The sequence below is a fragment of the Streptacidiphilus sp. MAP12-16 genome (assembly GCF_041262165.1).
Classification (GTDB): domain Bacteria; phylum Actinomycetota; class Actinomycetes; order Streptomycetales; family Streptomycetaceae; genus Streptacidiphilus.
The window spans coordinates 150,171-171,607 of the sequence record NZ_JBGCBY010000011.1 but is presented as its reverse complement, the minus strand read 5'-3'; the positions used below and the strand labels follow the sequence as shown (position 1 = coordinate 171,607).

At 72.2% G+C, this 21,437-nt stretch carries 23 protein-coding genes; 14 read left to right on the top strand and 9 right to left on the bottom strand.

Annotated features, from left to right (window positions below):
- Window positions 1-3 precede the first annotated feature (3 nt).
- The 3 genes from ABIA33_RS17205 to ABIA33_RS17195 all read right to left on the bottom strand — a co-directional run bounded on the left by ABIA33_RS17205 (window position 4) and on the right by ABIA33_RS17195 (window position 2,184).
- A complete protein-coding gene (locus ABIA33_RS17205; protein WP_370082377.1) occupies window positions 4-789 on the bottom strand; it encodes a class I SAM-dependent methyltransferase in 786 nt (261 codons plus the stop codon).
- Between the two features lie 66 nt (window positions 790-855).
- The gene (locus ABIA33_RS17200) at window positions 856-1,581 is read right to left on the bottom strand and encodes an SDR family oxidoreductase (protein ID WP_370082375.1); all 726 of its coding nucleotides are present in this window, start codon (window positions 1,579-1,581) and stop codon (window positions 856-858) included.
- Window positions 1,582-1,641: 60 nt separating this feature from the next.
- A complete protein-coding gene (locus ABIA33_RS17195) occupies window positions 1,642-2,184 on the bottom strand; it encodes a GNAT family N-acetyltransferase (RefSeq protein WP_370082374.1) in 543 nt (180 codons plus the stop codon).
- Between the two features lie 63 nt (window positions 2,185-2,247).
- On the opposite strand from ABIA33_RS17195, the gene ABIA33_RS17190 reads away from it, so the two are divergent.
- Both ABIA33_RS17190 and tuf read left to right on the top strand, forming a co-directional pair.
- Window positions 2,248-2,424, top strand: a complete 177-nt coding sequence (locus ABIA33_RS17190; RefSeq protein WP_370082372.1) for a hypothetical protein — start codon at window positions 2,248-2,250, stop codon at window positions 2,422-2,424.
- Window positions 2,425-2,542: 118 nt separating this feature from the next.
- The gene (tuf, locus tag ABIA33_RS17185) at window positions 2,543-3,724 is read left to right on the top strand and encodes an elongation factor Tu (protein ID WP_370082370.1); all 1,182 of its coding nucleotides are present in this window, start codon (window positions 2,543-2,545) and stop codon (window positions 3,722-3,724) included.
- 94 nt (window positions 3,725-3,818) lie between these two features.
- Here the strand turns inward: tuf and ABIA33_RS17180 are convergent, their stop codons facing one another.
- A complete protein-coding gene (locus ABIA33_RS17180; protein WP_370082368.1) occupies window positions 3,819-4,415 on the bottom strand; it encodes a hypothetical protein in 597 nt (198 codons plus the stop codon).
- A 243-nt stretch (window positions 4,416-4,658) separates the two neighbouring features.
- Here ABIA33_RS17180 and ABIA33_RS17175 point away from each other — a divergent pair, with 243 nt between their 5' ends.
- From ABIA33_RS17175 to ABIA33_RS17145, 7 genes are all read left to right on the top strand, one after another.
- Window positions 4,659-5,102, top strand: a complete 444-nt coding sequence (locus ABIA33_RS17175) for a DUF6325 family protein (protein WP_370082366.1) — start codon at window positions 4,659-4,661, stop codon at window positions 5,100-5,102.
- On the top strand, window positions 5,099-5,416 hold the full coding sequence (locus ABIA33_RS17170; protein WP_370082364.1) for an SHOCT domain-containing protein: 318 nt from the start codon (window positions 5,099-5,101) through the stop codon (window positions 5,414-5,416). The genes ABIA33_RS17175 and ABIA33_RS17170 overlap by 4 nt, the downstream gene beginning before the upstream one ends.
- Window positions 5,417-5,428: 12 nt before the next feature.
- Window positions 5,429-6,286: a YhjD/YihY/BrkB family envelope integrity protein gene (locus ABIA33_RS17165; RefSeq protein WP_370082362.1), complete on the top strand. Its 858-nt coding sequence runs from the start codon at window positions 5,429-5,431 to the stop codon at window positions 6,284-6,286.
- 149 nt (window positions 6,287-6,435) lie between these two features.
- On the top strand, window positions 6,436-7,026 hold the full coding sequence (locus ABIA33_RS17160; protein WP_370082359.1) for a (2Fe-2S)-binding protein: 591 nt from the start codon (window positions 6,436-6,438) through the stop codon (window positions 7,024-7,026).
- Window positions 7,001-8,002 (top strand): xanthine dehydrogenase family protein subunit M, encoded by a 1,002-nt coding sequence (locus tag ABIA33_RS17155; protein WP_370082357.1) that lies wholly within the window; start codon window positions 7,001-7,003, stop codon window positions 8,000-8,002. The genes ABIA33_RS17160 and ABIA33_RS17155 overlap by 26 nt, the downstream gene beginning before the upstream one ends.
- Window positions 7,999-10,362, top strand: coding sequence for a xanthine dehydrogenase family protein molybdopterin-binding subunit (locus ABIA33_RS17150; RefSeq protein WP_370082355.1), 2,364 nt, complete (start codon window positions 7,999-8,001; stop codon window positions 10,360-10,362). The genes ABIA33_RS17155 and ABIA33_RS17150 overlap by 4 nt, the downstream gene beginning before the upstream one ends.
- A 32-nt stretch (window positions 10,363-10,394) precedes the next feature.
- Complete coding sequence (locus ABIA33_RS17145; RefSeq protein ID WP_370082353.1) at window positions 10,395-10,595, top strand: 2-hydroxymuconate tautomerase; 201 nt, start codon at window positions 10,395-10,397, stop codon at window positions 10,593-10,595.
- Between the two features lie 120 nt (window positions 10,596-10,715).
- Here the strand turns inward: ABIA33_RS17145 and ABIA33_RS17140 are convergent, their stop codons facing one another.
- Together ABIA33_RS17140 and ABIA33_RS17135 are read right to left on the bottom strand one after the other, a co-directional pair.
- On the bottom strand, window positions 10,716-12,425 hold the full coding sequence (locus tag ABIA33_RS17140) for an acyl-CoA dehydrogenase family protein (protein WP_370082351.1): 1,710 nt from the start codon (window positions 12,423-12,425) through the stop codon (window positions 10,716-10,718).
- Between the two features lie 45 nt (window positions 12,426-12,470).
- Entirely contained in the window at window positions 12,471-13,124 is a 654-nt protein-coding gene (locus tag ABIA33_RS17135) for a TetR family transcriptional regulator (RefSeq protein ID WP_370082349.1), read from the bottom strand.
- 90 nt (window positions 13,125-13,214) lie between these two features.
- On the opposite strand from ABIA33_RS17135, the gene ABIA33_RS17130 reads away from it, so the two are divergent.
- Entirely contained in the window at window positions 13,215-14,063 is an 849-nt protein-coding gene (locus ABIA33_RS17130) for a helical backbone metal receptor (RefSeq protein WP_370082347.1), read from the top strand.
- Window positions 14,064-14,136: 73 nt separating this feature from the next.
- The gene (locus tag ABIA33_RS17125; protein ID WP_370082345.1) at window positions 14,137-14,268 is read left to right on the top strand and encodes a hypothetical protein; all 132 of its coding nucleotides are present in this window, start codon (window positions 14,137-14,139) and stop codon (window positions 14,266-14,268) included.
- A gap of 31 nt (window positions 14,269-14,299) precedes the next feature.
- Here ABIA33_RS17125 and ABIA33_RS17120 read toward each other — a convergent pair whose 3' ends face one another.
- The 3 genes from ABIA33_RS17120 to ABIA33_RS17110 all read right to left on the bottom strand — a co-directional run bounded on the left by ABIA33_RS17120 (window position 14,300) and on the right by ABIA33_RS17110 (window position 18,765).
- Window positions 14,300-14,557: a hypothetical protein gene (locus ABIA33_RS17120; protein WP_370082343.1), complete on the bottom strand. Its 258-nt coding sequence runs from the start codon at window positions 14,555-14,557 to the stop codon at window positions 14,300-14,302.
- An 87-nt stretch (window positions 14,558-14,644) separates the two neighbouring features.
- Complete coding sequence (locus tag ABIA33_RS17115; protein ID WP_370082341.1) at window positions 14,645-17,314, bottom strand: DUF6493 family protein; 2,670 nt, start codon at window positions 17,312-17,314, stop codon at window positions 14,645-14,647.
- Window positions 17,311-18,765 carry an SWIM zinc finger family protein gene (locus tag ABIA33_RS17110; protein WP_370082339.1) on the bottom strand — a complete coding sequence of 485 codons (1,455 nt, stop codon included), beginning with the start codon at window positions 18,763-18,765 and terminating at the stop codon, window positions 17,311-17,313. The genes ABIA33_RS17115 and ABIA33_RS17110 overlap by 4 nt, the downstream gene beginning before the upstream one ends.
- Window positions 18,766-19,049: 284 nt before the next feature.
- On the opposite strand from ABIA33_RS17110, the gene ABIA33_RS17105 reads away from it, so the two are divergent.
- The 3 genes from ABIA33_RS17105 to ABIA33_RS17095 all read left to right on the top strand — a co-directional run bounded on the left by ABIA33_RS17105 (window position 19,050) and on the right by ABIA33_RS17095 (window position 21,120).
- Window positions 19,050-19,337, top strand: coding sequence for a hypothetical protein (locus ABIA33_RS17105; protein WP_370082337.1), 288 nt, complete (start codon window positions 19,050-19,052; stop codon window positions 19,335-19,337).
- 1,325 nt (window positions 19,338-20,662) lie between these two features.
- Complete coding sequence (locus ABIA33_RS17100; RefSeq protein WP_370082335.1) at window positions 20,663-20,860, top strand: hypothetical protein; 198 nt, start codon at window positions 20,663-20,665, stop codon at window positions 20,858-20,860.
- Between the two features lie 17 nt (window positions 20,861-20,877).
- Window positions 20,878-21,120 (top strand): hypothetical protein, encoded by a 243-nt coding sequence (locus ABIA33_RS17095; RefSeq protein ID WP_370082333.1) that lies wholly within the window; start codon window positions 20,878-20,880, stop codon window positions 21,118-21,120.
- Window positions 21,121-21,437 lie beyond the last annotated feature (317 nt).

Below are 21,437 nucleotides of genomic sequence, written 5' to 3'. Positions count from 1 at the left end.
CCGTCACGCCTGCTGCTGCGGCTCTGCGGTCTGGTTCAGCTCTGCGGTCTGGCTCAGCTCTGCCGTCTGGGTCAGCTCTGCCGTCTGGGTCAGCTCTGCCGTAGTGACCGGCAGCGCCCGGACCCATGTCCCGTCCTCCGTCAGGCACAGGTCGACGACGAGCCCCGCCTCGGCCAGCGCCTCCGCGAACTCCTGCTCCGTCAACGGGCGGGACAGGAACGTCTGGGTCCACGTGGCGTCGGGGAACTCGTACTCGAACCGGACCGAGTGGACGCCCGCGCCGACCGGTTCGGACGAGGCGAGGCGCACGATCCCGCCGTAGGACTCGCGCTCCCAGGGGGCGTTGTCGTGCCAGCCCTGCCCCTCGCGCTGGATCAGCACGCAGCCACCCTCGGTGACATGCCGTCGGCAGGTCCGCAGCAGCCCACGGCGAACCTCGGCGTCTCCTGCATGCACCAGGAACGAGGCCAGCAGGACCACGTCGAAGCGTTCGTCCAGGTCCAGCGCCTCGATGGGACTCAGAACCGTACGGGCGCCGCGGACCCTGGCGAGCATCTCCGGCGACTCGTCCACGCCCGTCACCGCGAAGCCGCGCGCAAGCAGCGGATGGGTCACCCTGCCCACCCCGCAGCCCAGTTCGAGGATCCGGGCTCCGGCCGGGACGGCTCTCTCGATGACGTCCGGCTCCTCCCCCACGGGCAGGCGCGTGTAGAGCTCCACCGCGCACCCGTCGGGCGTGATCGGCCCCGGTCCTGTCCCCGAGTAGCCCTCGCGTCTCCGTTCGCTCATGCACTCCATCCCAACACGGGCTGCGGCGCAGCGAAAGAGCGCCGTGCCGTCCGGCGGCCTGCGGGCTCAGTGCACCTGGCCCAGCGGTCGGACGACCACCGTGTTGACGTCCACCCCGGCCGGCTGGCGCAGCGCCCAGACGATGGCGTCGGCGATGTGGTCGGGGGTCAGCACCGGCCCCTGGGGGACGACCCGGTCGGGGTGGCTGCTCCAGAACGGGGTGTCGACGCGCCCTGGGGCGATCAGGGTCACGCCCACGCCGGAGCCGGTCACCAGCACATGCGCGTTCTCGGCGAGCGAGGTGAGCGCCGTCTTGGTGACGGAGTACATGTTGCCCGGGGTGTTCTTGATCCCGGCGGTGCTGCCAACCAGCACGATCCTTCCGCCGCTCTCCTGGAGCGCCGGAAGTGCGGCCTTCACCAGCAGGGCCGGTCCGAGTACGTTCACCATGAGCATCTCGCGCCACTGCCCGGGGTCGCCGTCGGCCAGGTTGTCGTGGGTGGAGAAGCCCGCGTTGGCGATGACATGGTCCAGTCGGCCGAACTCCTTGACCGTGGCCTCGACCGCACCGCGGACCGCGTCGTAGTCGGTGGCGTCCGCGGCCAGCGGCAGCAGCACGTCCCTGCCCGCGCCCAGTTCGGCTGCGAACCGGTCCAGCCGGTCCTGGTCGCGTCCGGTGACGGCGACCCGGTGTCCGGCCGCCAGCAGTCGCCGGACGGTCGCGGCGCCGATTCCAGTGGCACCGCCGGTGATCAGCGTGGTCGGGTGGTCGACGGTGTTCTCGCTCTGCATGGCTCCCCCAGGAACGGACCGGAACGACGTGGATGTCCTCAGAGTCTGCCCCATCCGCCGCTACCAGACGTCGCCTTCGCGCCAGTCGCAGACGAGTTCACCGGAAAGATCCACCGGGAGCGCCAGCGGAAGCACGAAGACGGAGCCGTCCTCCTCCTCGGTGCGGACGATGCCCGTCGGCGCCAGCACCGAGGTCGGCCCCTCCCATCTGATCCAGCCGCGCCGCAGGTAGAAGTCCACAGCCAGCTCCGAGGAGCTGAGGGCCCCGAGGTCGTACGTCTCCGCCAGCACCTGCTCCAGCGCATCCATCAGGGCTGTCCCGTATCCCCGTCCACGGCGGTCCGCACGGACCCCGACCGCCTCCACGTATCCCGTCCGCAGCGACCGCCCACGGTGCAGCAGCCGACGCCGCACCAGCGAGGCGTGACCGGCCAACTCCGTGCCCTCCCACACCAGGGCGTGCACCCCGCCGAGGGCGTGCTGCCAGTCGTGGTCGGACATGTCGCCCTCGAATGCGTCGTCGAGAAGGGCCCGTGCCGCCCTGAGCGTGGCGGCGTCCAGGTCAGCCGTGTGAGCCGTGCGCGCGTCGGTCATGCCCTCCATCCTTGCAGCAGCGCAGCGAAATTCGGTCGCGCAGCGGCCACTCCGGACGGCAGGATGACCGCCATGAACAGCTACGCCATCGCACGGAAGCCCGCAGTCGCGGGTGCGATGGCCGCTGCCCTGGCACTGGTTCAGGCACCGGCAGCTGCGGCGACCACCGCAGTCGCCGCAGCTGCCGCAGCCCCGACCGTCGCCGCAGCCGCACTCGCTGCCGCGCGGTTCGACGGCGCGCGACGCTGACCTTCCCCGGGATGTCCCGGGACCTCGGACGGGGAAGGTCGGCCCGTCGCTGAGGTCCCCCCACGTCCCACGGGCGCCGAGCTCTCCGAGAGCCGGCCCGGGAAGCCAGGAAGAAACCATGTCCAAGCAGGCCTACGTGCGCACCAAGCCGCACCTCAACATCGGCACCATGGGTCACGTCGACCACGGCAAGACCACCCTCACCGCCGCCATCACCAAGGTCCTCGCCGACCCGGGCAACGGCAGCTTCGTCCCCTTCGACCGGATCGACCGCGCCCCCGAGGAGGCCGCCCGCGGCATCACCATCAACATCGCGCACGTCGAGTACGAGACGGACACCCGGCACTACGCCCACATCGACATGCCGGGCCACGCCGACTTCGTCAAGAACATGATCACCGGCGCCTCCCAGCTGGACGGCGCGATCCTGGTGGTGTCCGCGCAGGACGGGGTGATGCCGCAGACGGCCGAGCATGTGCTGCTGGCCCGTCAGGTCGGCGTCGAGCACATCGTGGTGGCCCTCAACAAGGCCGACGCGGGCGACCCCGAGCTGCTGGACCTGGTCGAGCTGGAGGTGCGCGAGCTGCTCACCGCCCAGGGCTATCCGGGAGCCGAGCTCCCGGTCGTCCGGGTGTCCGGGCTGCGCGCCCTGGCCGGGGACCCGCAGTGGACGGCCGCGCTCGGGGAGTTGCTGGACGCCGTGGACACCCATGTGCCCACACCCGTCCGGTACACCGACGCGCCCTTCCTCCTGCCGGTGGAGAACGTGCTCACCATCACCGGGCGGGGCACGGTCGTCACCGGCGCGGTGGAGCGCGGCCGGGTCCGGATGGGCGACCGGGTGGAGGTGCTGGGCCTCGGCCCGGGGGTCGCCTCGGTGGTCACGGGCGTCGAGACCTTCGGCAAGCCGATGGAGTTCGCCGAGGCCGGCGACAACGTCGCGCTGCTGCTGCGCGGTGTGCAGCGCGGGCAGGTCCGCCGGGGGCAGGTGGTCGCGGCCCCGGGCAGCGTCACCACGCACACCCGGTTCACCGCGAGGGTGTACCTGCTCGGCACGGCCGAGGGCGGTCGGCGCACGCCGGTCACCACCGGCTACCGGCCGCAGTTCTACCTGCGCACCGGGGACGTGGTCGGCGACGTGGAGCTGCACGGCGAGGCGGGCGTGGCCCGTCCCGGGGAGACGGTCGAGATGACCGTGGAGCTGGGACGGCCCGTACCGCTGGAGCCGGGGCTCGGGTTCGCCGTCCGCGAGGGCGGCCGCACCGTCGGCGCGGGCAGCGTGACCGCGCTGCTCGACTGAGCAGCGCGCGCGGAGCCGTTCACGTCCGGTGGGGCCGGGGCGCACAGCCCCGGCCCCACCGAGGCGGCCGGTATTGGACGCAGACCGACCGGTCTCAGTACCGCTGGGCCTGGGCGACCTTCGGGATCAGCACCTGGTCGGCCGGCTTGGTGCTGAAGGCGATCGGCTGGGCCTTCTTGCCCGGGTCGAGGTTCTCGGCGCCCACGACGGCGCTGTCGACGACGTTGCCGGCGTTGTCGTCGAAGTCGATCTTCACCGCATAGGAGGCCCTTTGGCCGCTGTTGTTGGTGATGGTGACCACCACGGCGTGCAGACCCCCGGTCTGGGACCTGTTGATTCCGGTGAGGCCCACGTCCGCCACGGCGTTGCCTGTGCCGGACACCCCCGCCAGCTCTGCCCGGGCGGCTGCGGCGGCCCGGCTGGACTCCGCGGACACGGACGACGAGAACGCCGACGCGGCGGCCTGTGCGGATGAGGCGGCGGCTTGCACCGACGCCTGGGCGGCCGAGGCGAGCGATGCCAGTGCGGAGGGGGGCTCCCCGGAGAACGACGCCGTCGCAGGCGAGAAGGTGGACACGCCGGCCGAGGGAAGGCTCGTGCCGGTCGAGGAACTGCTGCAGGCCGACAGGCCGGCCGCGCTCCCGGCCGCGCCGAGCAGCGCGGCTACGGCCCCTACCCAAGATCTGTTCACTCGTCCGCCCAAGTCCACGGCCGGGGACCGGCTCCCACGCGACCTCTCCCCACCCTCGCTCCGCCCCACCCCGGCCGCGACCTGCGCTGGCCCATCCGGGGTGACGGCCGAGTGGCTGCGAGTCGCGCGACCGCGCAGCATGAGACCACCGGCTCAACACTCGTGGGGTTACCCCCGTGAGATCGCCCTCATGAGATCGCCCGCGTGAGATCGTCGCGCTTCGCCCGAAGGAGGCATCAGCGAATGGACACCGATGTCGGACCTGTGGAGTACATAGTCGTCGCCTTCCCCGGATCCCGGTTCCGAGGTGAGATCGTGCCGGAACTGAAGAGGCTCGTCGATGCCGGCATCGTGCGAATCCTCGATCTCACCTTCATCAAGCGCGACGCCGACGGCACCGTGCGGTACTTCGAACTGGACAGCGTGGAGGCCGACGAGGCGGCGATGTTCGCCGACCTCGACGGCGAGGTGGGCGGCCTGCTCAGCGAGGAGGACCTCGCCGTGATCGCCGAGGAGATCCCGGCAGGATCCTCGGCGGCCCTGCTGGTGTGGGAGAACACCTGGGCCGGTGCCATCGTCCGGGCGATCCGGGACGCGGACGGCGTGCTGGTGACCCATGAGCGGATTCCGGCCTCGGTGGTCGAGAAGGCCCTGCTTGCCATCGGCTCGAACGGAGCGGCGTCATGATCGGCCGACGACTCTCCCGAGGCGGCCGCCCCGGGCTGATCGGCGCCGCGGCGCGCACCGCCGTCGTCGCCGGCACCGCCACCGCGGTCAGCGGACGAGTGGCCGCCCGCCAGCAGGGACGCGCGGCAGCGGAGGAGGCGGCGCCGCCGCAGCCGGCCGCCGCTCCCCCCGCCGCGCCCGCTCCCGACGCCGCCTCCCCCGCCCTGGACGCCGAAGCCCTGTCCACGCTGGAGCGGCTCGGGAACCTCTACGGGCAGGGGCTCCTGTCGGAGGCCGAGTTCGCCGCCGCAAAGCAGCGCGTCCTTGGCACGTGACGGAGCAACGGGGTGATCCGTCCGGCGAAGGCAGCCGCCGACGCCGTCGCGACACTGCGGGCCCGGCTGCCCTTCACCAGCCGGGTGACCGAACAACTGCTGCATGTCGGCATCCTGGACCGGGGGACCAGGATCGCCGCGCAGCTCTTCCTGAGCGTCCTGCCCGCCCTGTTCGTCTTCGCCGCCTTCGCGCCCGCGGCCCTACGCGAGCAGTTGCTGTCCTCGCTGCGCGAGGAGGTCGGCCTGCGCGGTGAGGCACTCCACGAGGTGCAGCAGGTGATCTACTCGGGGACGGGCGAGACCAGGGACACGTTCGGGGTGCTCGGAGTGGTCGTGACGCTGCTCTCGGCGACAGCGTGCAGCCGGGCCCTGCAACGCGTCTGCGAGATCTCCTGGCGGCTGCGCAGGGCCCATGCCCGGGTCGCCGCCCTGCGCTGGTTCCTGTGGCTCGCGGTGTGGACGGCCACGCTCGTCGTGCAGGGACCGTTCTTCAACGCGTTCGGCGGCGGTCCGGTCCTGGGCTTCCCGCTGTCGTTGGCGGCGAGCACGCTGCTGTGGTGGTGGACCCAGCACCTGCTGCTGATCGGCAGGGTGCCCTGGCTGCCGCTGCTGCCGGGTGCGCTGTTGTGCGGCTTGGCGGGAGTCGGGTTCAGCTGGGCGGCGCGCCTCTATCTGCCCGGGGCGCTCGACCGCAGCGTGGCGCAGTTCGGCCCCTACGGCGCCGTGTTCACCCTGCTGTCGTGGCTGATCCTGCGCTGCGCCGGGCTCAGCGCGGCCATCGCGCTGGGCTACGTCATCGCCACCGAGAAGCCGGTGGCACAGTGGTTGGGGACCCCGCTGAGCGGCCGGCGGCAAACGCCCGCTGAGTGAAGGCACCCCCCTCTTCGGCCGAAGCCGCCGGGCAGGTCGTGGGGAGAGGACGCACAGTGGTGTCCGGGCCGAGCCGCGCGACGCGCAGCGCCCGCACGGCCGCGAGCGGGCCCGTCCGAGCGTCCCGCGACAAGCACGAGGGGGCACGCATGGACCATCGGTCCGATGCCGAGCGCGACACATCTGCCTCTGCCTCGAGTCCTGGCTCTACCTCTGCCCCACCGGATCGGCTCCCCCGCGCCGCCGTGAGCTTCCGGGTGAACGGAACCGGGTACCGGCTGGAGGAGGACACCCGGCTGACCCTGCTGGACGCGCTGCGCGAGCGGCTCGGCCTCACCGGCCCGAAGAAGGGCTGCGACCAGGGCGGATGCGGTGCGTGCACGGTCGTGGTCGACGGCAGACCGGTGCTTTCGTGCCTGATGCTGGCGGTGCAGGCGCAGGGCCGGGAGGTCACCACGATCGAGGGCCTGGCCACCGCGGACGACTCCGGCCCCGACTCCGGCGGCCTGCATCCGATGCAGCGGGCGTTCCTCCGCCACGACGCCCTGCAGTGCGGCTTCTGCACACCGGGTCAGATCATGTCCGCGGTCTGCCTGATCGCCGAGGGGCGGGCCGGCAGTGACGAGGAGATCCGCGAGTACATGAGCGGCAACCTGTGCCGCTGCGGCGCGTACCCGAACATCGTCGCGGCGATCCGGGAGGTCGCCGGGGCCGGTGGCGGTGACCGTGCGGGCGTTTGAGTACATCCGGGCCACGGACGTCGCCGAGGCGGTCGCGGCGGTGTCCTCGGACCCGCACGCGTCCTTCCTCGCCGGCGGCACCACCCAGCTGGACCTGATGAAGGACGGAGTGCTCCGCCCGCACCGGCTGATCGACATCGGCGCGCTGCCGCTGGGCGGCGTCACCCGGCTGGCGGACTCGATCCGGGTGGGCGCGCTCACCACCATGGAGGAACTGGCGGCCCACCCCGTCGTCGTCGAACGCCTCCCCCTGGTGCGTGAGTCCCTGCTGCTCGGCGCGTCCACCCAGCTGCGGAACATGGCCACGATCGGCGGGAACCTGCTCCAGCGAACCCGTTGTGGCTACTTCCGCGATCCCACCGTGCCGGCGTGCAACAAGCGTCTGAGGGGGAGCGGGTGCGCGGCGGTGACCGGTGCGGCGCGCCCGCACGCCGTGCTGGGGGTGAGCGACCACTGCATCGCCCTGCACGCCTCCGACCTGACGACTGCCCTGGTCGCCCTGGACGCGACGGTCCACGTCGAGGGGCCGGGCGGTCCGCGCAGCATCCCGCTGGCGGAGTTCTACCTGGAGCCCGGCGAGACCCCGGACCTGGAGACAGTCCTTGGCCACGGCGAACTGATCACGGCTGTGGAGGTCCCGCTGCTGCCGGTCGGCACCCGATCGGGCTACCTCAAGGTCCGCGACCGCGCGTCCTTCGACTTCGCGCTCGCCTCGTGCGCCGCCGCCGTGCTGGTCGAGGACGGGGTGATCCGTACGGTCCGGCTCGGGCTGGGCGGTGTGGGCACCACGCCTCGCCGGGCCAGGGCGGCCGAGGACCTGCTGCGAGGCCGAGCCCCGACACCGCGCGCTCTCCGTGCCGCGGCGAAGGCAGCACTGCTCGGCGCGGTGACGGTGCCGGGCACCGCCTTCAAGGTCCCTCTCGCGGAGCGCACGGTCCTGCGCGCCCTGCAGGCCGTGACCAGGGTGGGGTCATGAACCCCGTCGGGGGTCCGGGGGCGCTCGGCGATCCCGATCCCGCACCCGCACCCGCACCCGCACCCGCACCCGCACCCGCAATCCAACCCGAACCCGAACTCGTGGGCGAGTTGCCGCCGGTGGGCGAGCCGCTGGACCGGGTGGACGGCTTGGCGAAGGTCACCGGTGCCGCCGAGTACCCCACCGACCGCACACTGCCCGGCCTGGTCCACGCGGTACTCGTCCGCAGCACGGTCGCCACCGGACGGATGCCGGACCTGGCCACGGCCGAGGCCGAGGCATCGCCGGGCGTACTGGCCGTCCTCACCCACCTCAACGCGCCGAAGCTGTACCCGTGTTCGGCAACCGCCGGCGGGACCTGGGCCGCGCCGCCGCTCCAGGACGACCGCGTACTGCACTGGGGCCAGCCGGTCGCGGTCGTCGTCGCCCGGACCCCGGAGCAGGCCGCGGAGGCCGCGCACCTGGTCGGGGTCAGCTACGAGGACACCGAGGACGCCCTACTGGATCTCGACGATCCCCGGGCCCTGGTGCTCACCGACCCCTGGCAACGCGATGTTCGGCGCGGCGAGGTGGAGCGTGCGCTCGCGCGAGCGGACGTCCGCTACGACCAGACCTTCACCACGGCGGACAACACCACCAACCCGCTGGGCCTGTTCGCCACCGTGGCGGCCTGGGACGGCGACTCGCTGCTGGTCTACGACTCCACGCAGGCACCGCTCGTGGTGCGCCGGGCACTGGCGGCCACCTTCGACGTGCCCGAGGAGGGCGTCCGGGTGGTCGCGCCGTGCGTCGGCGGCGCCTTCGGCGCGGGGCTGCGGACGTGGCCCCACGTCATGCTGGCCGCGCTCGCCGCGCGGACCGTGGGCCGCCCGGTCAAGCTCGTGCTGACGCGCCCGCAGATGTTCTCCTCGCTGGGGCACCGCCCGCGCAGCGTCCAGCGCCTGCGCATCGGTGTCGACCGCGACGGCAGGCTCCTCGCCGTCGACCACGAGAGCACCACGCCCACCGCGCTGGAGGACGACAACGACGAGCCGGTCACCCCGGGGACGACCTACGCCTACGCCTGCCCGAACCTGTCCACCCGGGACCGGCAGGTGCGCCTGAACATCCCCTGCCCCGGGTGGATGCGCGCGCCCGGCACGGCGCAGGGCAACTTCGCGGTGGAGTCGGCGCTGGACGAGCTCGCCCACCGGCTCGGCATCGATCCGGTCGAGCTGCGGCTGCGCAACTTCGCCGGGACCGACGCCCGGTCGGGCCGTCCCTGGTCGAGCAACGCGCTGCGCGAGTGCTACGCCGTCGGCGCTGAGCGGTTCGGGTGGTCGGACCGCGACCCGAGGCCCGGCTCCCGTCGCGAGGGACGGTGGCTGGTCGGCCGGGGGATGGCGGGAGTGAGCTTCCCCTGGTCCCAACTGCCCTGCCAGGCCCGGGTCGTGCTGCACCGGGACGGCACCGCGATGGTCAGCAGCGCGGTCGCTGACCCGGGCACGGGGACCCGCACCGTCATCACGCAACTGACCGCCGGGCTGCTCGGGCTGGATCCGCGCGTGGTGCGCTTCGAGTTGGGCGACAGCGACCTGCCGGCGGCCCCGCCCGCAGGCGGCTCCGGTCTGACCGTCGCGCTGAGTGCCGCGGTGCACGACGCCTGCCGTCGCCTCGTGGGCATCTTCGCGGGGCTGGCGCGCCAGGACGCCGCCTCGCCGCTGTACGCGGTCGGGGACGAGGACCTGGCGGTCGACGGAGGCCGCATCCACCTGCGGGACGATCCGGCGGCCGGCGAGTCCTACCTCGACCTGCTGGCCCGGCACGGCGGCCTGCACGAGCTCGGCGCCAGGGGCGCCGGCGCCCCGCCCGAGCCGGAAGACCAGGACCGGGACCAGGACCAGGAACAGGACCGGGGTTCGCACCCCGGTTCCGGCCACGGCACCGCACCGGCCGGGGCGTTCGCCGCGCACTTCGTGGAGGTCCGCGTCGACCGCGACCTGGGGACGATCCGGGTGGCCCGGGTCGTCAGCGCGGTCGACGGCGGCCGGATCCTGAACGAGAAGACCGCCCGCAGCCAGATCGTCGGCGGCATCGTGGGCGGCATCGGCATGGCCCTGTTCGAGCAGACGGTCACCGACGCGGGGACCGGGCGCATCGCCAACGGCACTCTGTCCGACTATCTGGTGCCGGTCAGCGCGGACGTGCCGGACATCGACGTTGTGTTCGTCGGCGGCCCCGACCGGGCCAACCCGGTCGGGGTCAAGGGCATCGGCGAGATCGGGCTCGTCGGCATCGCGGCCGCCGTCGCCAACGCCGTCCACAACGCCACCGGCAGGCGGTTTCGCTCGCTGCCGATCACACTGGACCCGGCGCCCTGACCTCTGCATCGCCCCCACGTAAGGAGCCGAACATGCCGCTCATCCAGGTCAAGCAGGTTACCGGACGCTCCGTGGAACAGAAGCGGGCTCTCGCCCGCGAGCTCACCGACGCCTACGTCCGGGCCACCGGGGCCTCGGCGGAGAACATCTGGGTCACCATCGAGGACGTGCCCGCGGAGAGTTGGGCCATCGGCGGAACCACCGTCGCGGACGGGAGGACGATCGCCACCTGAGGCCGACCGCTCCGGGGCTCAGCCCACGGCCGGGCTCAACGCAATGGCCCGGCTCAAGGCATGGCCGGGCTCAACCCATGGCCCGGCTCAACGCACGGCCCGGCTCACCCCATCGCCGGCTCAGCTCATCGCCCCCGGCGTGCGACTGAGGATGCCACCCAGGTCGAGGCCCGACGGCAGCGTCCCGAAGGCCAGACCACGGTCGCCCGCAAGTCGGGACGCGCAGAAGGCGTCGGCGATCGCGGCGGGTGCGTACCGGACCAGCAGCGAGCCCTGCAGCACCAGTGCCATCCGTTCGACCAGCCGGCGGGCGCGCAGTTCGGCGTCCTCGGTCACCACCAGCTCGCCGCGCAACTGCCGCCAGGCGTCGTCCAGTCGGGAGTCCGCGCCGGCGGCGGCCGCAATCTCGGCGGCATACGCCTCGAGGGCGTCCGGCTCCCGGGTCATCGCCCGCAGCACGTCCAGCGCGTTGACGTTGCCCGAGCCCTCCCAGATGCCGTTGAGGGGGGCCTCCCGGTAGAGCCTGGGCATACCTGATGCCTCGTCATAACCATTGCCACCCAGGCACTCCAGCGCCTCTGCGACCATCGCGGGCTGCCGCTTGCAGACCCAGTACTTGCCGATCGCCGTGGCCAGCCGCAGGAACGACCGCTCCTGGGCGTCGCCGCGCAACGCACGGTCGGCGGCACCCGCCGTACGCAGCACCAGCGTGGTCGCCGCCTCCGACTCGACGCTGAGGTCGGCGAGGACGTTGCGCATCAGCGCGTGGTCGATCAGCTTGGTGCCGAACGTGGAGCGGTGGCGGGCGTGGTGGGCGGCCCGGGTGAGCGCGGTGCGCATTCCGGCGGCGGACCCGAGGCTGGAGTCGAGCCGCGTCATGGTCACCATGTCGATGATCGTCTTGACACCCCTCCCCTCGGGACCAACCAGCCAGGCCACCGTGTCGTCGAACTCCGGTTCGCTGCTGGCGTTGCTGCGGTTGCCGAGCTTGTCCTTCAGCCGCTGGATCCGGAAGGTGTTGCGGCTCCCGTCCGGCAGCACCCGGGGCACCAGGAAACAGGTGAGACCGCCCGGCGCCTGGGCGAGAACCAGGAACAGGTCGTTCATCGGCGCGCTGGTGAACCACTTGTGCCCGCGCAGCCGCCAGGTCCCGTCCGCCTGCTCGGTGGCGGTCGTGGTGTTGGCCCGGACGTCCGAGCCGCCCTGCTTCTCGGTCATGCCCATGCCTGCGAGCAGCCCGCGCTTGCCCGCCGGTGCCCGCAAACCGGGGTCGTAGACCCGACTGGTCAGCAACGGCTCGTAGACCGCTGCGAGTTCCGGGGCGGACCGTAGCGCCGGGACGACGGCGTAGGTCATGGACACCGGGCAGGTATGGCCCGCCTCGGCGGAGCTCCACACCATCAGGCCCGCCGCGCGGGCCACATGCACGCCCGGCCTGTTCTCAACCCAGGGCGCGCCGCCGAGGCCCTCGCGGATGGCCACCTCCATCAACGCGTGGTAGGCGGGGTGGAACTCCACCTCGTCGACGCGGTTGCCGTAGCGGTCGTGGGTGCGCAGCACGGGTTCGTACCGGTTGGCCTCGTCGCCCCAGCGCTGGACCTCCTCCGAACCGGCCAACCGCCCCAGGCGGTGCAGGTCGTCCAGATGCCACTCGGCGCCCTCCCGCCGTACGCCCTCCAGCAGCGCCGGGTCGTCGGCGACGTCGTGGCCGACCAGCGGCGGAGCCTGGTTGGTCACCTCGTGGGTGCTCGCCGTGGGGCTGCTGTGCGGTGACGCGGGCGGTGTCGCGTGCGGCGTCACGTGCTCTGCGGCGTGCGCGGTCGGGGTCATGCGGTCCTCCAGCTCACAGGGACGGTGCCTCACAGGGTCGGTGCCTCACAAGGACGGTGCAGCGAGGGGTACTGCGGCCGGTGCCGGGCGCGGGGCTGCGCCGGCGCAGCGCAGGGACATCGCAGCCAGCTCGGCGACGACGCGGTCGGCGGCGGCGCCCTCGACCGGTCCGGACAACGGGTCGACCAGCACCTCTCCGATCGCCCCGGTCAGCGCCGCCGCGGTGACCTGCGGGTCCTGCGCGGGCAGCAGTCCTGCGTCGACGCCCTCGCGGACCACTGCGGCGAACACCTCGCGGTAGCGGCGTCGGAACTCCAGTCGTTCCTGTCCGACCGCGGGCTCGGACGGGGCGGCGAGCAGGGCGTAGGCCAGCCCGCGTCGTTCCAGGGCGCGGCGGGCGAAGAGGACCACTCCCCGTTCCAGCCGTTCGACCGGGTCGCCGCCGCCCTCTCGCAGGACCTGGCCGAGGACGTCCACCTCGCGTCCTGCCGCCCGGCGGAAGACCTCGACCGCCAGCGCCGCCTTGGACGGGAAGTGCTGGTACACCGATCCGGCCGACATCCCGGCTGCCGCGGCCACGGCCGTGACCGAGGCGTTCGCCCAGCCGACGTCTGCCACCACCCCGATGGCCTGATCCACCAGGTGCTCCCTGGCGGCGTTCAGGCGGTCGTGGACTGCGGGTGTCCTGCGGTAGGCCATGAAAGAAGTGAACCACCGTTCAGAGCTTCACGCCAGCACCTGTCCCGGCCACACGGCCGGGGTCGCCCGGAGCCGGGTAGCGTCGAGGGCATGGCCAGCCCCGCGCACCCGACCGCCCTTCGCACGGAACACGACGACCAGGACCACCCGCTGCGGCTGGGCGACGTGCGGCGGGTGGTGTCGTTGGTGCCCTCGCTGACCGAGGCCGTGGCCACGACCGCGCCGGGACTGCTGGTGGGCGCCACCGACTGGTGCACGCACCCCGCGGATCTGGACGTGGTCCGGATCGGCGGCACCAAGAACCCGGACACCGGCAGGATCGCCTCGCTCGCCCCCGATCTGGTACTGGCGAACGAGGAGGAGAACCGCGTCTCCGACCTGGACGCCCTGCGCGCGGCCGGGATCCAAGTCTGGGTCACCGAGGTCCGCACGCTGGACCAGGCCCTGCGCTCACTCGACCGCATGCTCACCCTCGCCTGCGGGCTTCCCCGGCCGCTCTGGCTCGACCAGGCCCAAGCCGCCTGGCAGGACGTTCGCGGCGACGGCGCGAGGGTACGCGCCGTCGTTCCGATCTGGCGGCGGCCGTGGATGGTGCTGGGACGGGACACCTTCGCCGGGGACCTGCTGGCGCGCCTGGGCGTGCACCAGCTCTTCGCCGACCACGCCGAGCGCTACCCCGCCATTCCCCTGCCCGAGCTGCTCGCCGCCGGGTCGGAGGCGGTGGTGCTGCCGGACGAGCCCTACCGCTTCACCGCCACCGACGGCCCCGAGGCCTTCCCCGGCCTGCCGTCCGCGCTGGTGAGCGGACGCCATCTGACCTGGTACGGCCCGTCCCTGGTGACGGCACCCGCGCTGCTGGCCGCACAGCTGCGCCCGGCAGTCGCCTCCGTCCGGGGAGCCTCCGTCCCAGGAACCGCGCCGGGCCCTTCGCGGGGCTGACCCCGGGCTGCTCTCTCAGTGCACGGAAGTCTCTCAGTGCAGGGAAGCGGCTCGGTCGAGCAGAGCGCGGACGATGCGGCATGCGACCTACCTGGTCTTCCGCACATGCGGCGCACCGGCCGCGGCCTGTCATACCGCGCGGCCCCGCGCGCGCGACGCCGACCCGGAGTCGCTGCTCGACTCCCTGCTCCCGCCGACCCGCTGACCAGCCCTCGGCGGAGGCCGAAGCCCCGGGCTCAGGACTCTTCGGAGTCCCAGACCGGCCAGCCCCCGGGGCTGTCCACCCAGTAGGTCTGCTCCGGGTCGTTCAGGTCGAGGTTGGGGAATGCCTCGTGAACCCGCCTCTCGAACTCCTCGCGAGTCATCAGCACGTGCGGGGCGCCGTTGATACTGACGAGCCGGCGACGGGGATCGATGGCGAAGGCGTCCACGTGGACCAGGTGCTTGGGCTGCTCGCCGGGAGTGGACCCGGAAGAGGATGGGGTGGCGTCCATGTCTCCAGGCTGCGCCAAGTCGTCGGCGCCCGCACCGCGAACCCGGGCCCTCATGTCGACGAGCCCGGGTTCGGTCCGCCGCAGAGATCACCCCGCAGCCAACACCTCCCTCAGCAACCCGGCCTCCTTCACCAGACGGCTCGAACCACCACGCCCGGCCACTGCCGTGACCTCGGCGATCTCTCCGCGCGCCGCGCTGCGCCGGGCGCAGTCGCCGGCCACCGCCAGCAGATCGGCGCCGCCCCGTATCGGCTCCTCGGCAAGCAGCCCTGGCAGCGTCGCGGCCAGCACCGTCCAGACCGTGCCGTAGGCCCCGGTGTCGGCCGCGCTCCGCACCGAGTCGGCCAGCCGGTTCGACTTCACCTCTCCCGAGCGCACCAGCCCGGCCAACTCCCGTCCGAGCATCGGGCCGTCCAGGTCGCCGCGGGCCGCGAGCACCAGCAGGGCGTCCACGGCTGCGGACCGGTCCTCGGGAAAACGGGCCCCCAAGCCGTAGGCGACGGCCAGGTGCAATGCCGGACCGGCCGGACCGTCCGCCTCCGCGAGCAGGGGGAGCAACTGCGAGCTCCCTCGTTCCTCCATGCCCGAGGCACCGGCGAACCCGTGCAGCATGCGCAGGGCCAACTCCTCCCGGTGGTTGGGGAGCATCGCCAGCCAGTGCGGCGACGGCAGGTAGGACCAGGAGGAGAACCTCGGCTCACCCCGGCCGGAGGTCGGCCGCACCAGGCGCATGCTGTCGGCCGAGAGCAGCTCGTCCAGCGGGACGCCGGGCTGCCCGGCCGTGCTCCGGTCGCCGTCCGGCCAGGAGTACTCACCCCAGCGTGCCCGCGACGGAGGCGCGTCCGGCTCGAGCTCGGCCCGGACGGACGCCTGGTTCGGCAGTCCGCCGACCTGGATCCACCGGGCCGCACGCCGACCGGCGGCGGAGGTCAGCCGCTCGGCGGCGGCCAGCACCCCGGGATCCCGGGTCGGGACGACCCGGAGCAGTGCCTGCGAGAGGTCGGCAGGACCGGGCTCCACTCCCTGAGCCTCGTAGGCCGCCAGCCGTTCGACCAGCGTCGCGGCCTCCAGCGCGCCCGTGGCGGAGGTCGGCGTGGCCAGCAGGAAGGGAATGCGGCCGCTGAGTGCGTACCAGGCCGCCTCCTCCAGGCGGCTTGCGAGTTGCCCGCCGAAGGCGGTGGTGAGCCTGCCGCGCAGCGGGCTGTGAGGCCCTTGCAGCGGGGCGAGCAGGTGGTGCGCGGGCACCTGCCCGGCGACAGCGGCGGCGACATAGAGCAGGTCGTACGCGGTGCAGTCCCACCACTGGCCGCGCGCGCTCCAACGGCGGATCCGCAGCACGGGCTCAAGGGCCTCGGTGAGCGCCGCGCGGTCCAGGAAGGCGTGCCGCACCAGCCCGTCGAGGGCGCGTTCGAAGGCGATGACGTCGGCGTCGCCCGCGTCATGGGCGAGCACTGCGCTGACCTCCTCGGCCACCTCGGCGGCGCTCCCCAGCGGTGCGGGGACCTGCCGGGGTTGCGGCACCGGCGGCAGCAACTCGACGTACGGGCCGGCCGGTGTGTCGACCGCCAGGCCGAACAACTCCTCGGCCCGTCTGTGGTGGGCCGGGTTGAGTGCCGTGGCCGCCGCGCTCAGCTCCGGCAGGACGCCGCTGCCCGCAGCGTCGAGATGACGGGCGACCACCTTGAGCGCCCGCTCCTGGAGATCGGGATCGGGGTGGCCGAACGCGCCCGCCGCCGCCAGAACGACCTGCCAGGACCGCCCCGGGTCACGACGCGCGGCCCGGTCCAGCCACAGCAGTTGGGCGCGGACCAGCTTCTTCTCGCTGCGGAACAGCACCGTCTCCGATGCCTCGGCGAGCAGCTCGGGGTCCAGCAGCCCGGCCTCGTCCAGATCGGTCAGCACCTGCTGGGCATGCTCCGCCACGGGGGTGGGGCAGCCGAGCAGCGCGAGGTAGCTCCTGACCCGCTGCCTGATCTCGTCCTGGGTCGGCGCGAAGGCGGCGAGCAGCTTCAGGAACGCCCGCTGGTCGTTCTGGCGTCCGCCACGGGCCAACCGGGCGAGGCAGCGGTCGATCATCTCGCCACGGTCGACGAGACCCTGCTCGGCCAGCCGGACCAGGCACCCGGTCCACCGCTCCTTGTCGTCCGCCGCACCCCACGGCCCGTCGAGTTCGGCCCCGATGTCGGCGAGGTCGAACAACCGGGGCACGAGCAACGGCGCGAAGGAGTCACCGGACAGGCGCTCCCACAGACCGGGGCCCTGCGGCCGCCCGGCGAGATGCGCAGGCCAGGCGCGGTACCAGGTGCGGTCACGGAACCAGTTGGTGACGAAGGCGTCGGTGGTCGGCACCGGGCATCCGGTGGTCCGGACCAGGTGTTCCAGCAGCGGGTACTCCGAGGACCAGCCCCAGCGCGGGGCGCGTCGCTCGGCCATCCTGGCGATCACCGTCGTCTGCCACTCCAACGGCTGGCGCTCGATGACGTCCAGCAGGGCCGGACTGACCGACGCCGCGCTGTCGACGACGGCACGCCCGCCGAGCCAGCTCGCCGCAGCGGTGGCGGCGGTGTTGCACCCCGCACCGGCGACGGCCAGCGCCACCCACTGCTCCCCGCTGTGCGTCCGCCGTTCGACGCTCAGCTCCTTGAGCAGGGCCTTCAGCTCCGGTACGCAGGCCCGGCGCTGAGCCGGTGTAAGCGCGGCGACCTCCTGGACCACGCCCTGCACGTCCGCGGCGCGGACCAGGTCGATCAGGCTCATCGGACCCCGACCTCCGTCTCGCTCGGGACGGCCTGGGCGGCCGGGTCGGCCTGGGCGACCGGGTCGGCCTGGGCGGCCGGGACTCCCCGAACGCTCCGGACCAGGCTCACGGCGAGCGCGTGCTTGCAAGGCCCGCGTCCGCCCCGGTACTTGGCCCACCACAGGCAGGTGCAGCTCAGCGTGCTGTCCGCCGCCACCCGCACCCGCTGCACGTGGTCGTCCACCGCGACCGTGGCCGATCCCCCGTCCGCGTCCAACCGGACCGCCCCCGCCGCGACCAGGGCATGCGCCGCCCGCAGCCGCGGGTTCTGCGCCTCTGCCCGACCGGCGTCATACGGCAGCTGGCGGTGGAAGTACGCGGCCTCCGCCGTGTCGTAGCCGATCTGCCCGGCCGTGCCGAGCCGGGTCAGCGCGGCGCGGACGCGAGCTGCCTGCAGCCCGGACTGCTCGGCGAGCTCCGCCACGTCGATCCGCGGCTCCCAGGCGAGCAGGACCGAGACCAGCTCCGCGTCCGCCGCCGCGTCCTCGGAGGCCAGCGCGGCAGGTACGCCGCCCTCGCCGGAGAAGCCTCGCGAGGCGTCCGGCGACAGCATCAGCGTGAGCCGCATCCCCGGCAGCACCACCTCCCACGCGGCCGCCGCAGGTGACTGAACGGCAGGCGGCCCGTACACCCGCAGCGCCAGCGCGTACCGCAGCACCCGCTGCAGCGCGGCCAGGCGCTCCGGCCCGGGCAGGCACACCGCGCCGGGCACCGGGCGGCTGGTCGGACGCAGCGTCCGTCCGGCCGGCACCACCCACTGCGCGGTGCGGGCAGCCGAACGCCCCGCGCCGCCGCGCGGTAGCGAGCGCAGGAAGCGGACCGCTTCGGCGGCCGGCACCTCGGCCCGCAGGTCGAAGCCCGCCGCCAGCACCTGCGTCTCGGCGAAGCCGCGCAGCCACCGGTCGGGCAGCGGAACCTTCTTCTCGACCATCGGGCCGTCGAAGGTGGTGACTTCGAGCTCGTCCGGGCCGACGGCGAGATGCAGCGGGTCGGAGGGGCCGATCCGGGTGAGTGCGTCGCGGAGCGGATTGTTGACGTCCACGTTGGTCGTGCCATGGCCGACGTCGTCCCCGTCCAGCCCGTCCGCCAGCACGTCGAGGCGGGCGTAGACGCCGCAGCAGCCGGAGAAGGACTCGAAGCGGAGCCGATCGCCGTTGGCGGTGACCACCGGGTCCAGCGACGCGCGCAACTGCGGCTGGTAGTACCGGGCGGCGGCCACGTCCGCGACCGCGAGCAGCGCGGCGGCGGCAGCGACGGGGGCGGTCAGGAACCCGCTGAAGAACCGCGGGTTGGACACGGCCCCGGCCGGGGTCGCACCGCCGGAGGTCTCCAGCGCGAGGCTGCGCCCGGCGCTCGACTCGCGCACGGCGGAAGGACGGAGATAGGCGTACGCCTGTACTGCTTGTGTCATGCCGAGAACGTTAGAGCGCCCCACTGACAACACCGTTCCCACCGCAACGACGGGCCATTGACCACCCGTCAGTTCAGTCCGGGATGCCGATCCGACGCCCAACTCCTCACCAGCGCCAGTGCCGGCACCGCGACGATCCTGGTCCGGCCTCGAAGCGGCGGGGGCCCCTTCAGGGCGGTGAGCAGCACTTTGAGCCATGGGTGCGCGCCGGTCGCAGGAGCCCGCACCAACCCACCCGTTCCGAGCGGAGCCCGCCTCTCCCGCGGCCGCGCAACACTGTCCCCATGGACCGCTACGAAGGCATCGCGACACTGGAATGGTGGGCCAACCGTTCCACCCGCCTCGGCAGCTACGACGTCTACGTCACGATCACCGCCGCCCAGGGCGGCTGGCAGGCCGAAGCGGTAGCGGTGAACGCCTGGACGGCTGACGACGGCAAGGACTTCGACCTCCTGATCGCCCTCGACCCCGTCTTCACCCTCCGCTTCACCGACGACAGCTCAGTCCATGTCCAGGTCACCCAGTCCTGCGAGCGAGGACACCTCACCCTCACCGCGATTCGCGGAGACTGACGCCGCCCCCTGCTCGACCTGGCACGTCGGAACACGTCAGGCCCCCCGCGAGCCGCTACCGCCACCCCGAGCCGGCCCAGGCTCCCGCGAGCGGACGAACTCGTGTTCTCCCCCGCTCGTCCCCAGCAACGATCAAGGCCCAGTCCGAGGGAAACATCCCTCCGAACTGGGCCTTCGTCGTACTCTGCGATCACTCGCACAGGGTGGGCACAGCTGGTTTCGAACCAGCGACATCTGCTTTGTAAGCTCGAACGGGCAATCCCCAATATGCGGTCAAAACACCACACATTGCTCGGATCCAATGCCATGCATGTTCGAGCAGTTCGGCTGCATGTGGGGACGTTGATGTCAGAGGTTGATGTCATCCCCGTCCCCTCTATGCGAACTACCGGCAGTTCGGTTACTGAGGTCTCCCGTCCAGGCCAACCACGTTACTGGGGTCGGATTCGCTCTGCTGCGGTCGACACGGTTGCTGCACTTCCGTGCTGTGCACCGGACCAAGTAGTTTGGCTGCAACACCACTCCCGGAAGCGCCATGCCTCGCCGGTCGCCGGCCACCGTTAGAGCAACGATTCAGCCCCGTCAGCATCATTGGCAGGCCAGCCGTAACGGTCGGCCAACGTTCCATGGGCTGCCGCTCTCCACGCAGCGCAAGATCCGAGACTTCGAGCGCAGGAACGGTCTCGAATCTGGAAGCGTCGCCCTCGCGTTTCGCGCCTGGAAGGCTACGGGGAGGCGACGGCATCCGCGCTGGGGTGAGCATCCCACTTGCTACAGCAATGCTCTCTGGGCCGAGTCCGGTAGAACGCTGCTGGAGAGGGCCTGCCTGACCCTACCTGGCGAGCATCGAAGGAAGCTGCGCGCTCTCCTAAAGGAGCCGGATGCGGTTCGATACGCGCAGACAGTCCAGGACCCCTTCACCCCCGCCAACTGGCCGTGGTGGTCTCGACGGACCGGCATCTGACAGAGAGCCTCCTGCCGGGTTCGAACCGAAGACCCCCGCTTTACAAGACTGCGAGTGCCGCTGCCCCTCTGGCCTGTGCATACGCTGACCTTGGCGGGGGCCCGCCGGCGTCGCCGCTGAGTTCCGCGACTCCCCGCTGGATACCGCCCCGTCTGGCACGGCTGTGGCACGCCATACTGCGAGCGTGGAAAGGGATGAACTCGCCGCCGTCCTCGAACAGCACGGGACAGACGCTCCCTGCCAAGCGGCCGTGGCGGTCCGTGCCGGGGCAACGGTCCGCAGGCGTTTCGCCTGATCCGCAACGGTTTTCCTCACCTCCGTGACGCTTGATCAGTCCAGTTGCTGCCCGTACAGTCCCGGCATGCCTTCCGTCCTGCGCTACACGCTGATCACCCTCGGCCTGCCCGCCGTCGTGATGGCCAGCTACCTGCTGTCCTGCCTAATGGGGCAGACGTACAACACGATCGAGCTCTGGACGTCCGGCGGCGTGGGCTTGTGCTTCGGCGTCGTACTGGTTGGCAAGGCATTCGCCCGAGACCGTTCGGCGCGCAGGCAGTGAAGGACGTGCCGCTGTGGGTGAAGAAGGCGCTGCCCGGCGTCGCGGTCTTTGTCGGGCTGATGGTCGCGGTGCCCCTTGCCGGTCACTGGCTGGGCGTCTCGCATGAAGTCATCAGGCCCTTGATCTTCGGCCTGTCGATTAGCCTCAGCACAGTCACGTACGAGCCGTGGCGAAAGTACGGGACGTCCCGCCGAGCAGAAGAAGCTCGAAGGAAAGCGGAGGCGCTGAAGGCAGTCCGCGCCGCCCGCAGGAAGAACTGACTCCGCGCTGGTGCCCCAACCCCGCAGGCCAGCAGACGTGTGCGGCTATTGGCCCCCCGAGGACAGGAGATCCCGTGGCACTCACCAAAAAGGGCTCCCGGCCGATCAGCGTGGACGGAGCTTCCTATCGCTGGGTCGTGAGGCGCCGGCCCAGCTACGGCCAGGGGATCGGTCAGTCGCCGCTAACTGTGGCAGTCGAGCATGCCGAGCAGTCGGGATCCGTGCTTGTGATCCGATTGCCTCAGCCTCATCCGAGCAACTGGCTCGGCCTACCTGCGGTCGCTGTGCCCCCAGCCGATGTAGCCCTCGGTATCCGC